The sequence below is a fragment of the Paenibacillus jepli genome (genome assembly GCF_047238105.1).
Lineage (GTDB): Bacteria > Bacillota > Bacilli > Paenibacillales > Paenibacillaceae > Paenibacillus_D.
In genome coordinates, this window is the sequence record NZ_JBDFMD010000001.1 from 6,379,612 (window position 1) to 6,391,731 (window position 12,120).

12 protein-coding genes are annotated in these 12,120 nt (G+C 57.6%); 11 read left to right on the forward strand and 1 reads right to left on the reverse strand.

From position 1 onward, the window contains the following. Positions 1–99 precede the first annotated feature (99 nt). From ABC336_RS27060 to holA, 8 genes are all read left to right on the forward strand, one after another. On the forward strand, positions 100–618 hold the full coding sequence (locus ABC336_RS27060; protein ID WP_413241620.1) for a ComEA family DNA-binding protein: 519 nt from the start codon (positions 100–102) through the stop codon (positions 616–618). Positions 619–743: 125 nt separating this feature from the next. Continuing rightward, positions 744–2,036, forward strand: coding sequence for a homocysteine synthase (locus tag ABC336_RS27065; RefSeq protein WP_413241621.1), 1,293 nt, complete (start codon positions 744–746; stop codon positions 2,034–2,036). Between the two features lie 43 nt (positions 2,037–2,079). Further along, entirely contained in the window at positions 2,080–2,604 is a 525-nt protein-coding gene (locus ABC336_RS27070) for a deoxycytidylate deaminase (protein ID WP_413241622.1), read from the forward strand. Between the two features lie 118 nt (positions 2,605–2,722). Next, a complete protein-coding gene (locus ABC336_RS27075) occupies positions 2,723–3,517 on the forward strand; it encodes a ComEC/Rec2 family competence protein (protein WP_413241623.1) in 795 nt (264 codons plus the stop codon). Then, positions 3,514–5,412, forward strand: coding sequence for a ComEC/Rec2 family competence protein (locus tag ABC336_RS27080; RefSeq protein WP_413241624.1), 1,899 nt, complete (start codon positions 3,514–3,516; stop codon positions 5,410–5,412). Before ABC336_RS27075 ends, ABC336_RS27080 begins: the two co-directional genes overlap by 4 nt. 194 nt (positions 5,413–5,606) lie before the next feature. Next, positions 5,607–6,155 (forward strand): RNA polymerase sigma factor, encoded by a 549-nt coding sequence (locus ABC336_RS27085; RefSeq protein ID WP_413241625.1) that lies wholly within the window; start codon positions 5,607–5,609, stop codon positions 6,153–6,155. Next, on the forward strand, positions 6,152–7,423 hold the full coding sequence (locus tag ABC336_RS27090; RefSeq protein ID WP_413241626.1) for a zf-HC2 domain-containing protein: 1,272 nt from the start codon (positions 6,152–6,154) through the stop codon (positions 7,421–7,423). Before ABC336_RS27085 ends, ABC336_RS27090 begins: the two co-directional genes overlap by 4 nt. Before the next feature lie 202 nt (positions 7,424–7,625). Next, positions 7,626–8,651 (forward strand): DNA polymerase III subunit delta, encoded by a 1,026-nt coding sequence (gene holA / locus ABC336_RS27095; RefSeq protein WP_413241627.1) that lies wholly within the window; start codon positions 7,626–7,628, stop codon positions 8,649–8,651. A gap of 80 nt (positions 8,652–8,731) precedes the next feature. Here the strand turns inward: holA and rpsT are convergent, their stop codons facing one another. Continuing rightward, on the reverse strand, positions 8,732–9,004 hold the full coding sequence (gene rpsT, locus ABC336_RS27100; protein ID WP_413241628.1) for a 30S ribosomal protein S20: 273 nt from the start codon (positions 9,002–9,004) through the stop codon (positions 8,732–8,734). 152 nt (positions 9,005–9,156) lie between these two features. Between rpsT and gpr the strand changes: the two genes are divergently transcribed. From gpr to ABC336_RS27115, 3 genes are all read left to right on the forward strand, one after another. Further along, on the forward strand, positions 9,157–10,170 hold the full coding sequence (gene gpr / locus ABC336_RS27105) for a GPR endopeptidase (RefSeq protein ID WP_413241629.1): 1,014 nt from the start codon (positions 9,157–9,159) through the stop codon (positions 10,168–10,170). A gap of 226 nt (positions 10,171–10,396) precedes the next feature. Further along, complete coding sequence (locus ABC336_RS27110) at positions 10,397–11,617, forward strand: stage II sporulation protein P (protein ID WP_413241630.1); 1,221 nt, start codon at positions 10,397–10,399, stop codon at positions 11,615–11,617. Positions 11,618–11,650: 33 nt separating this feature from the next. Beyond that, positions 11,651–12,094, forward strand: a complete 444-nt coding sequence (locus ABC336_RS27115) for a hypothetical protein (RefSeq protein ID WP_413241631.1) — start codon at positions 11,651–11,653, stop codon at positions 12,092–12,094. Positions 12,095–12,120: the final 26 nt, after the last annotated feature.

A 12,120-nucleotide genomic window follows, 5' to 3' on the forward strand; every position in this document is an offset into this window, starting at 1 on the left:
TTTATCTTGACAGGATAGGTGCTTTTTTCTCTACCTTATGCGTACCTGCTCGACCGACATGACCATTATTCGCCAATTAATAAAGAAAGGATTGTTTAGATGAACCAAACATTACTTCCGGGAACCAAGGAAAAGCAAATTGCCGTCCTGCTGTTGATGGCCGGAGGCCTGCTGCTATTGATGGCGCTGTGGCTGCCCAAAGAGGAAGGGCCGCCGGGTTGGGAGCCGCTGAATGGGCAATTGGCAGGTACATTGGCGGAGCTGGAAGAACCGGCGCCGGTCGAGGCAGCTCCAGGGACAGCGACTCCGCCAGCGCTGCAAGAGGCGGCATCACAACCTGTGGAGGAAACAGCATCTGTTGCAGCTCCTGGCCATGAGGATCCGCCGCCCGGAGCCTCTTCAGCCTCGCCCGCCTCGGATGGCAAGATCGATATCAACCGGGCCACTGCCGAGCTTCTGGACACGCTGCCGGGGATCGGCGCAGCCAAGGCCCAAGCGATTATCTCGGATCGGGAGCAGTATGGTTTCTTTCGTTCGGCGGAGGAGATCACGCGCGTCAAAGGCATCGGAGCCAAAATGCTGGAGAAGATGAAGGACCACATCGTGGCCTTGCCCTAAAGGTCGGGATTGTCGATTATGCGGGTTTATGCGACAATAGTAGCGTAAAGGAAGGCGTTTCCTATTCTAAACCAATCGTTAATAGTCACCTATTATCTGCCGCTAAGGCAAGGAGGAATCATGGCATGAGCGAAGAACGCAATTTTACATTGGATACGTTATCCGTACACGGGGGACAAGAGATCGACCCGACGACGATGTCGCGCGCGGTGCCGATCTATCAGACGACCTCCTATGGCTTCCGCGATACCGATCACGCAGCTGATCTGTTCGCACTCAAGGAATTCGGCAACATCTATACCCGGATCATGAATCCGACCACGGACGTGCTGGAGAAGCGGGTCGCCGCACTTGAAGGCGGCGCTGCGGCACTTGCCGTGTCATCCGGCCAAGCTGCGATTACATATGCTATCCTGAATATCGCTGGTAGCGGAGACGAGATCGTCTCGGCAGCAAGCCTTTACGGGGGGACCTACAATCTCTTCTCCGTTACGCTGCCCAAGCTGGGGATTAACGTCAAATTTGTCGACCCTTCTGATCCGGACAATTTCCGAGCCGCGATCACAGACCAGACCAAGGCTGTCTTCGCCGAGACGATCGGCAATCCGAAGGGAGACATCATCGATCTGGAGGCGGTCGCCGCGATTGCGCACGAGCATGGCGTGCCGCTCATCGTCGATAATACATTCCCCAGTCCGTACCTCTGCCGCCCGATCGAGCATGGTGCGGATATCGTCGTCCATTCGGCAACCAAGTTCATCGGCGGGCACGGCACCTCGATCGGCGGGATTATCGTCGACAGCGGCAAGTTCGACTGGAAGGCCAGCGGCAAGTATCCCGGCCTGACCGATCCGGATCCGAGTTATAATGGCGTAGTCTATACAGACGCTGTCGGACCGATCGCTTATATTATCAAGGCGCGGGTCCAACTGCTGCGCGACATGGGAGCGGCGCTTTCGCCATTCAACGCATTTCTGCTGCTGCAAGGTCTGGAGACGCTGCATTTGCGGATGGAGCGCCACAGCTCCAACGCGATTGCAGTCGCCCAGTATCTCGAAAGCCATGAAGCCGTGGAATGGGTTCATTATGCCGGACTGCCGAGTCATGATTCCTATGACCGGGCTCAGAAATATCTGCCAAAGGGCCAGGGGGCAATTCTCACCTTCGGCGTCAAAGGCGGTATCGAAGCGGGCAAGAAGCTGATCGGCGCCGTTCAGTTGTTCTCCCATCTGGCGAATGTGGGCGACTCCAAGTCGCTGATCATCCATCCGGCCAGCACAACGCACCAGCAGCTGGCGGAAGAAGCCCAGTCGGCGGCAGGCGTCTCGCCGGGAATGATCCGTCTGTCCATCGGGACCGAAGGGATAGAGGATATTATCTATGATCTGGATCAAGCGCTCCGCGCCAGTCAATCCTAAAGAGGTAGTACTCGGCAACAAGAGAAAGGAAGTTTAAACACCGATGTCTACACAAGACGCGCTTCGCAAAGATTGGGATACGTATTTTATGGATATCGCCTATATGGTGGCTACTCGCTCCCGCTGCCCGAGGCGGCATGTCGGCGCGGTGCTCGTGCAGGGCAAAAAACTGCTCGGTACCGCTTATAACGGCGCGCCGATGGGGGTGCCCGACTGCTCGGAAGACGGTTGTATGATCGTCGAGGAGCTCGAGCTGCAGGTGAAGGGCGGACGCGAGGAAATGGTTCGCAAGCAGCGCTGCATCCGGACAATTCACGCCGAGCAGAACCTGCTGCTCTTCACAGACCGCAATGACCGCGAAGGCTCGACGGTGTATGTCACCGACCAGCCGTGCTGGACCTGCGCCAATATGCTGGCCAACAGCGGGATCCAGGAGGTCGTCTACCACCGCGCTTATCCGAAGGATAGCGAGAAGGTGCTGCGCCTCATGGAACTCAAGGGTCTCGTATTCCGTTGCCTGGGCGGTTACGAGCCGCCGGAGCAGACGGTGATGCCTGTGATATCCTAACGACTGCGAAACGCAAGTAAATTCAAATCGTTGTTATAAGAGGAAGCACCTCTTTTCGTATCGCTGATACGGGAAGAGGTGTTTTTTTTTGTATCTTTATCGATAGGAGGAGGAGAATATGGCTCAACGACCGGTCGTGTGGTTCACCATATGCTGGGTCGCAGGCAGTTCAGCCAGTGCCGGGCTGACCGGCGAAGGGGCGGTGCTTGGCGCGGCTGCCCTGGCAGCGTTCCTGCTGTGCATGCTGGTGTTGAGACTGCTGCCCTGGCGGATCGCTGGAGTCTGTATGGCAGCCTATGGGATCGCTGCCGGCTCGCGCGCCTGGGCAGATGCGGCCAACGGAAGCGAACTCCCCGATCTGCTGGCGGCAGCAGAAGCGGATACGGCGATGGTCTTTCCGGTTGAATTGGCAGCAACGATCATTCAGCCGGTAACCGTGGATGGCGATCGGGCAAGATTCCGTCTGGAGACAGAGTGGCTCAGGCTGGGAGATGAAACGGAGTCCAGACTTCTCCGCGAGCGGCTGCAGGTACAGGTGAAGCTAGCCGAGCAGGCAGAGCAGAAGATCGCTTCGGCTTGGCGCCGTGGCGACCGTATATCACTGAGCGGAGAACTCAAGCTGCCCGCTTCGGCAAGCAACTTCGACGGCTTCGATTATCGGCGATACCTGCACAGCCACCGTATCCACTGGCTGCTGCAGGTCGACGGGGCTGCAGCAGTCGCCGCAGAAGCCGGTGAGGTCTGGAGATGGAGCTACTGGCTGGGCCGCGTCGATGCCCTGCGCCAGCAGCTCGGCGCCCGCTTGGATGCGATATATCCGGAGCAGCACGCCGGTTATATGAAAGGGCTGGTGCTTGGCATGAGAGGGATCTGGATGCGGAGCGGTTTCAGCAGTTTTCGGAGCTTGGTTTGACCCATATACTGGCAATTTCAGGTCTGCATGTGGCGGTTTTTCTATACGGACTGCACATCATGCTCCGCTGGTTCCGACTGTCCCGGGAGACGGTCATGAATCTGATGATCGCGGCCGTGCCGTTCTATGTGCTGCTCTCCGGCGCCTCACCATCGGTCGTCAGGGCAGGGATCATGGCGATGATCGGGCTGATGGCGGCCAAGCTGGGCATGCTCAAGGACGGTCTGCATCTGCTATGTGCCGCTGCATGGCTGATGCTGGCTGCCGATCCTTACATGCTGGGCAATATCAGCTATCAGATGTCTGTCATCGTCACTGCCGGCCTGATCGTCGGCGTCCGGCCTTTGCGAGCCTGCATGCCGGTGTGGCAAAGGGGCAACCCGCTGCTGGATCTGATCGCCGTGTCGGTAGCTGCCCAACTGGCCTCTTTTCCGCTGACGGTGTACTACTTTAACCAGTTCAATCTCATCTCACTGCCGGCCAATCTCCTGCTCGTGCCGTTTATCAGTTCTATTGTGATGCCGATTGGCGCTGTGTCGCTCGTCCTGACCGCGGTGTGGCAGCCGGCAGCCGAAGCAGCAGCTGTGGTGGCCCGGCTAGGCAATGAGCTTACGTTTATGTTGGCCGACTATATGAATCAGCCCGATGCGCTGCGTACCATCTGGCCCTCGCCGCCGCTATGGTGGCTGCTGGCCTGGTATGCTCTGCTGCTGCTCGGGTATCGTGCTCTGGCGGCCTGTATGGCCGGGAGAGCGAAGGTTATTCCGGTCGCCCCACCTGAGTCTGCTGCTGGAGCGGAAGCGCCGACTGTGCCGCTTGGCACGGGTACTGAGCGGGCACATCCTGAGGTTGACCGGAGAAGCTCCCCCTACAACTTCTCCAAATGGGCAGTGAGGGGGTGGAGCAGACCCGCCGTCCAGGCGGCCGGAGGGGTTGTCCTATTTGCTCTCCTGCTGGTTTACGCTTATGAACCTGCCCGTCTGGACCAGGCGGCATATATAGAGATGATCGATGTGGGTCAGGGCGATGCGCTGCTCATCCGGACGCCGGAGGGCAGACATATCCTCAACGACGGTGGCGGTACGGTGCGTTTCTCCAGACCCGGTGAAGCGTGGCGGGAGCGCAAGGAACCGTATGAGGTTGGCCGCAAGCTGCTCGTCCCACTGCTGAAAAAGCGAGGCGTGCAGCAGATCGATCTCCTGATCGTCAGTCATCTCGATACCGATCATATCGGCGGGCTGACCGCGGTGCTGGAGGACATCCCGGTGAAGCGGCTGCTCTGGAACGGCAGCATCAGGGATGCCGCAGAGGTCAAGATGATGTTTGCCGCCGCCGCCGCGCGTGATGTGCCAGTCTATCCGGCCTGCGCACCTCAGATCTGGCAGCCGGAGGCGCATGTCAAAGTCGAAGTGTTGTGGCCGCCGGCAGCGGGAACGGCGGGCTGCGACCGGGATGTCACTTCACTGCCCCTGGTCAAAGAACAAAATGAGTACAGTGTAGTCGCTATGCTCGAGCTGTATGGGTACAGAGTGCTGCTTACTGGCGATATCGGAGCTCCTACCGAACGGCTGCTGCTGGAGAGCCTGAGACTTCGAGACGAGGCTCCGGGCGGCGGCGACCCGTATGCGGGCAGTGGCGGACGGCAGGCAGATATCGTCAAGATCGCCCATCACGGCAGCCGCCACTCGACCACGGAGGAATGGCTGGCTTACTGGCAGCCGCGTGTCGCTCTGATCCCCGTCGGCCGTACGAACTGGTACGGTCATCCGCATCCCACCGTCATGGAACGTCTAGGTCGGCACGGTCTGCAAGTGCTGCGTACGGACCGTGACGGCGGGGTGATGCTCCGCATCACCGAGAAGGGGATTGAGCATCGTACCAAAATCCAGCAATAACAAGCGATCGGCCTTGATCCGCAGCTGCTCCCAGGGTATACGGAGCTGCGGATTTCTGTTATTCTTATGAAGGGAATTCGCTCTTATACGATGAAAAACAATAATATAAAATTTTGTTAAAAATATCGCAGCCGAAGCTGCAACATTTGAACCGACCTTTCCGTCTGAAAGGTTGATAGAGAGGGGGATCCTTCGTGGTAGAGCCTGGCCTCATCAGAGCCGCTCAATCGGGCGATCGCGACGCTCTTATTACTCTATTGCGTGAAATTGAAACCCACGTATATCGAACGGCCTATTACATCGTCGGCAATGAGCAGGATGCGATGGATGCCGCCCAGGAGGCGCTGATCCGGGTATATACGAAGATTCATTCCTACGAGGAGAAAGCACAGTTCAAAACATGGGTCCAACGAATCGTAACGAACATCTGCATCGACAAGTTCCGGCGAACCAAGCCTACCGTGTCGATCGATGAGCATGATATGGTATTCCGAGAAAAGCAGAATGTCGAGGAGGAAGTGCTGTCGGCCTATGCCGCACAGGACATACGAGAGGCGATCGACAAGCTGCCGGACCACCATCGCGCGGTCGTTGTTTTGCGCTATATGCAGGATTTCTCTTACAACGAAATAGCTGACTCTCTGGATTTGCCCTTGAACACGGTGAAATCCTATCTGTTCCGGGCCAGACAGCAGCTGCAGACTTTACTCCACGATTATGAGAAAGGTGGTGTCCGAGGATGACTTGTCAAGAGGTGATGGACTATATGCAGAGACAACTGGACGGTGATCTCGATGAGCGGGAAACCGACATCTTGAACAAGCATACGAGACATTGCCCGGACTGTGCAGCGATGATGGACCGGCTGCGGCTATTGTCCGATGAACTGGCCAGTCTCCCCAAGGTAACCCCGTCCTTTAGCCTGGTGGATGCTATCATGCCCCAGCTGGATAAGCTCGATGCCCAGACCCAAGCGCCAGCAGCGACGCAGCCGCCGGCAGCTCGCAGAGCCGCTCCCGCAGAGAGACGGCAGAGCTGGCTTGACCGGCTGCCGCTGAAGACGATAAGCGGCGTAGTAGCTGCCAGTATCGTAGCCGGATTGTTCATCCTGAATTACAATGAACCGGCACCGATGGAACATGCCTCCGAGATCAGCAATTACAACACAAGCGGCAACAGCGAGGATGGCATGAGCACGATGATGGGAAGCGGAGAAGATCCGGGGGGAGCTGCGGATCAGAACGCGCCAGGGAACGGGGAAGCACTGGAAGAGTTGGAACATAAAGATCAAGCGGGCGATCCAACCGAGCCAGGAGAGTCGGCCGCGCCGGCTGAAGAACAGCCGGAAGACAGGCCAGCTACGGAGGGCGGTCAGTCGGGTAATGAAGGGAACGCTGAGCAGCGCGTCACCAGCGTGGAGCAGCCGGAGACGCCTGCTGCGCCTCCGGCAACCCGGAGTACGGACAAAGAGGCGCCGCCCAGCGAGCCGCTTATGAACGATAGTAACCCAGAGCAGAATGCTGCCGACAATGCGGCCAATGAGAGTGAAACAGACTCAGATACCTCGGCCGGGATCATGTCGGGCGGAGAGGATGCGCCAGCTTCCGGCGACGGCAGAGCGGAGCAAGAGAGCGCCATCGCCGGACCGATGGCGGAGATGGTCCCGCCTATGAGCTTCAGCGATGAGATGCCGAGTGCCTCGGACATGGCCAGGAACTATGCCAACGCCGATACTATCGCTTCACCGGACGGGACGATGAAGGCGTCAGTGCAGGATCATGTGCTGCAGATCTACGGCAGCGACGGAATGCTCATCTTCGAGAGCCGCAAGAAGCCTGGCAGTGCGATCAGCAATGTCAGCTGGTCTTCGGACAGTCAGACGCTGGCGTATGAGCTCCAAGACCCATCTGCGGGTGACCAGAACAAAGACGGCAAGAGTGCAGGAGATGCCGGTGATGCCATGCAGCGCTATGTGGTGCATATCAAGAACGGCACCGAGACCAGACAGTGATGGATCGGAATTACGCACACTTCTTGTCGAATAGCGTATACTAAGATAAAGCACGTTGACGAAGCGCCTTGACACGTATGACCGTCCGGGAGGAGGAACCATGGCCCTGCCTCCGGATGTTTATATAGATGCTCAGGGACAGGGGGATGATGCCGGTACGCGGCTTCATCCCTTTGTTGCGATGGTGAAAGGAGAGGTAAGGATGGATCTGAGGACAGCGACGCAAGAGATCAAGAGCGGCGGGGCCCGGCCGGTCTATGTGCTTTATGGCAAAGACCGATTTCGGATGCAGGGATTCGTCGACTATGTGACGACTACGCTGCTGGGTCAGGATGAGCGCAGTCTGGGCATCGTCAAATTCGATACAGCCGAGACGCCGATCGAGGAAGTGGTGCTGGAAGCGGAGACGCTGCCGTTTTTTGCATCCCGCAAAATTCTGCTTGTCCGCGACCAGTCGCTGCTTGCGGCTGGCGGCAAGGAGGGCAAAGTAACGCATCAGGCAGATGAGCTGATTCGTTATCTTAAGGAGCCTTTGGAAACGAGCACGATCGTATTCGTCGTCCATGCGGATAAGCTGGATGAACGGCGCAAGCTCGTGAAGCTGCTCAAGGAGCGGGACGCGCTGCTGCTGTTCCAGGAGCTTGAAGGCAAGGATCTGTATCGTTGGATCGCCAAACGGGCCAAAGACCAGAACCGGACGATCGCAGAGGACGCTGCGGAGCTGTTAGTGCTCCGGGCGGGAGCCAACCTGCAAAAGGTCGCTCAGGAAGTGGACAAGCTATGTCTCTATGCCGGAGACGGTGGAACGATCAGCAGGCGGGAGGTCGAGCTGCTGACGGCTTCCTCGACGGAGGAGGATGTGTTTGCGCTGGTGGATGCGATTGCTTCGCTGCAGAGCGGCCGGGCGCTGACCATGTACCGCGAGCTGCTGCTGCGGCGGGAAGAGCCGATCAAGATTGCGGCGCTGCTCGCCAGGCAATTCCGGATCCTGCTGCAGGTCAAAGAGCTCGACGGCCAGCGATTTTCTCCCCAGCAGATGGCGAGCCAATTAGGGCTTCATCCGTATGTCGTCAAGCTGTCGCTTGATAAAGCGAGAAGCTTCGAGGTGAAGATGCTTGGCGGTCTGCTCAGCCGGCTAGCTGATTTGGACTACAAGATGAAGACCGGCCAGATCGATAAAGTGCTGGGCCTTGAGCTGTTCCTGATCTCGCTCTCGCGTCCAGCATAAGTTCGTGCGACCATCAAAAAATCCTGTCCCGCCTTCTTGTGGAAGGTAGGGACAGGATTTATTTTGCTTGCGTCACAGATTTAAGCCTGGGCCGAAAGAGCGTTGACTTTTTTGGCCAGACGGGATTTTTTGCGAGCCGCAGCGTTTTTATGGATCAGGCCTTTAGTAACGGCTTTGTCCAGCTTCTTCGTAGCTGCAACCAGAGCAGCGGCAGCATTAGCTGCATCGTTGCTGGCGATGGCTTGATCGGCGTTTTTAACGGCCGAACGAAGGGCAGATTTTTGCGAAGCGTTCAGAGCACGGCGTTTTTCGTTTGTGTTGACGCGTTTGATAGCGGATTTGATATTTGGCATAGCTTTCACCTCCTGGCAAAGAAACAACTGAAAATCAGAAACACAACTTAAAATATATTATCACGCCGATGCCCAAAAAGCAATAGCGCCTTGGCGTTTCTGCATAAACTCTCCAGATCGGCACACACTAAGGACCAAAAGCGTAGGAGGAGATGAAGCGCGTGAGAAAACCGCTTGATTTGCAGCAATATATGGTGCGTACGGATCTGGCTCTGGAAGCGAAGGAACTCGCCGAATCTGGCGGCGGGCCGATCCCAGGCGTAAGTACGGAGACCGCCGAGGAGGAAGGCGTTATCATTACGCGTATGGTCGTGGAGAGCGAGCAGGGTTCTCAAGCCATCGGCAAGCTCCCCGGCTGCTATGTTACACTCGAAGCGCCGGGGCTGCGCGGTCTTGATACCGGGCTGCAGGATGTTGTAGCGACGATCTTTGCCAGGGAGTTCGAAGCGCTGCTGCAGCGGCTCGGCGTCCGGGTCGAAGCCAAGGTGCTGATCGTCGGCTTGGGCAACTGGAATGTTACGCCTGATTCACTCGGACCGCTGGTTGTCGAGAATGTGATGATCACCCGCCATTTCTTCGAACTTATGCCTGATGACGTGGCTCCCGGATATCGTGCAGTCAGTGCCGTCTCGCCTGGCGTGATGGGGACGACCGGCATCGAGTCCAGCGATATTATCCAGGGGATTGTCGAGCGGACGAAGCCGGATCTCATCATCGCGATCGATGCGCTGGCCTCCAAATCGATGGAAAGAGTCAATACGACGATCCAGATCGCGGATACCGGGATCCACCCCGGATCAGGCATCGGCAACAAGCGCCGGGGGCTGACGGAAGACATCCTGGGCGTGCCGGTCGTGGCGATCGGCATCCCGACGGTGGTCTACGCTTCCACTATTGTGAACAATACGATTGAGATGATGCAGCGTCATTTCGAGCACCATACCGACCAGACGGGTAAGATCCTGGGTCTGCTGCAATCGATGCAGGAGCAGGAGCGGCTGATGCTCGTCAAGGAAGTGCTGGATCCGCTGGGCAACGATATGCTGGTGACCCCCAAAGAGGTCGATCAGTTCATCGAAGATATCGCCAATATTATCGCCAGCGGGCTTAACGCCGCGCTGCATGAAGCTGTCGATACGCACAATGTCGCCGCCTACACGCATTGAAGCCAAAGCGCATCTGTAATGAGCCGCCTGCCCGGTATCTTTCCGAGCAGGCTTTTTTGCTGGAATGACCAACGAACACGAAATTTCGAGATTCTACGATTCTCCCAACTCTCCTTTCTCCCAAAAGTTCGTCCTCTCTCGTTCTATCATTCCTCCCTCTCTCATATTATGGTAGCAGACTAACCGCAGGCCGGCGATGCGCAGGCAGGCAGTGGGGAGGAAGAACATGAGAAAGCTCGTTGCCCGTTTCCATGGCAGCAGACGCAGCGAACGAATACGCCAGTGGCTCGTAACCGGCCGCACCTTTGCGATCCTATCCCTGTGCTCGATGGTTTTTTTTGTATTGCTCGGCGTTGGCGGCATCGTCCAGCGCCATACCGCCAGTTCGCCTGTCAGCTCGATGAAAGGCTTTGCAGCGGCGGTGTCCAGTTCCTTGTTTGCCGAGATGATCAGCATGGAGCTGCCTTCATTTGAGAGTAACAGACCACCTAGCACCATTAACGGGATGCATACCGCAGCTTTTCTGATGCGGTTGCTGACCGATATCAACCCGCAGGATCCGCGTTCTCTGGTAGCGGGCGAGCTGCCCGGCATGAACGGTGACCAGACCATCCTGCTGCGTGGCGGCTCGGGATCGGTTACGGGGGTGGCGCCCAAAGATCAGCAGCCGATACCTGGAGCATCGGTCCAGGAGCCGGGTGCGGGAATGGACGAACAGCCGCCTCCCGAATCGCCCCCCGGGGATACGCCGGAACCGCCCGCCGAGACACCCGAGCCTGAGGGTGAGGGAGAAGCCAAGCCCAAGCGAAATACCGTCTTTATCTATCATACCCATAACCGCGAATCGTGGTATCCGGAGCTGCCCGAGGGTACCAAGGACCCGAGTTCGGGCGAGGTCAACATCACGCAGGTAGGCAAACGGTTGGGTCAGCGGCTGGAGGAGCTCGGGATCGGCGCTTCGGTCTCCACAGAAGACTATCTTACGACGGTGCCTGGTTATCGTTGGGAGCTGTTGTACAAATATTCGATGAAAACCGTTCAGGATGCGATGTCGGCCAATAGCGATCTGCAGTTCCTGTTTGACCTGCACCGCGATTCCAACCGTCGCAAGCATACGACGGCTACGATTGGCGGCAAGGATTACGCCCAGGTATTTTTTATCATCGGACATGGCAATCCTGATTGGAAAAAGAACGAAGCATTTGCCACCCGCATCCATGAGGAACTGGAGAAACGGTACCCCGGCATCTCCAGGGGGATCTGGGGCAAATCGGCAGCGAACGGCAACGGCGAGTATAACCAGTCGCTGTCGCCGACCAGCGCCCTGATCGAGATCGGCGGCGTAGACAATACGCTGGAAGAATCGTATCGGACGGCGGACGCCCTCTCCGAGGTGATCGCCGACCTGATCTGGGAGGCCGAGCGGGTCGATGCAAAGCCCGAATAGCAGCTTTCCATAAATGATGGAGGAGACGATAATATGAAAAAAGATGCGATGAAGTGGGCGCTGCTGGGCGGCGTCCTAGTATTCCTGGTGCTCTATGGCATCGAGGTCGTCACCACTGGGATCGGTACGGTATACGGCCCGCTGGACACTGCACGCACCGCGCGTGTCAGCGGGATTGTCCAGCAGCCTGTACCGCCCGTTACCGACATGCCTCCGGCCGTGAGAGAAGAGCATCCGTCTCTTCCCGAGCGGGAGCAGGTTCCGGCCGCCGCAGCAGCGCTGCCGGAGCGATCGATCCCGCTGGGAGGTACAGCCGGCTCGTTTGATTACCGTCCGCTCCCCCCGCAGGGCGCCTACGGAATAACACGCGAGCCGTCGGTCAATCGCGTAGCCGAGCAGACCGCCGGCTTGCTGCAGTCGCTCTCGAGCAACGGCATCCGAATGGTGGTCTCGATGTTCGATTCACTGACGCAATAAGATATGCGTTGAAGGCCAGCCCGCCA

Coding starts and splice junctions, on each gene's coding strand:
- ABC336_RS27070 (WP_413241622.1), top strand. CDS start 2,080: ATGTCTACACAAGACGCGCTTCGCAAAGATTGGGATACGTATTTTATG.
- ABC336_RS27060 (WP_413241620.1), top strand. CDS start 100: ATGAACCAAACATTACTTCCGGGAACCAAGGAAAAGCAAATTGCCGTC.
- ABC336_RS27065 (WP_413241621.1), top strand. CDS start 744: ATGAGCGAAGAACGCAATTTTACATTGGATACGTTATCCGTACACGGG.
- ABC336_RS27115 (WP_413241631.1), top strand. CDS start 11,651: ATGAAAAAAGATGCGATGAAGTGGGCGCTGCTGGGCGGCGTCCTAGTA.
- ABC336_RS27090 (WP_413241626.1), top strand. CDS start 6,152: ATGACTTGTCAAGAGGTGATGGACTATATGCAGAGACAACTGGACGGT.
- ABC336_RS27110 (WP_413241630.1), top strand. CDS start 10,397: ATGAGAAAGCTCGTTGCCCGTTTCCATGGCAGCAGACGCAGCGAACGA.
- rpsT (WP_413241628.1), bottom strand. CDS start 9,004: ATGCCAAATATCAAATCCGCTATCAAACGCGTCAACACAAACGAAAAA.
- ABC336_RS27075 (WP_413241623.1), top strand. CDS start 2,723: ATGGCTCAACGACCGGTCGTGTGGTTCACCATATGCTGGGTCGCAGGC.
- gpr (WP_413241629.1), top strand. CDS start 9,157: ATGAAGCGCGTGAGAAAACCGCTTGATTTGCAGCAATATATGGTGCGT.
- holA (WP_413241627.1), top strand. CDS start 7,626: ATGGATCTGAGGACAGCGACGCAAGAGATCAAGAGCGGCGGGGCCCGG.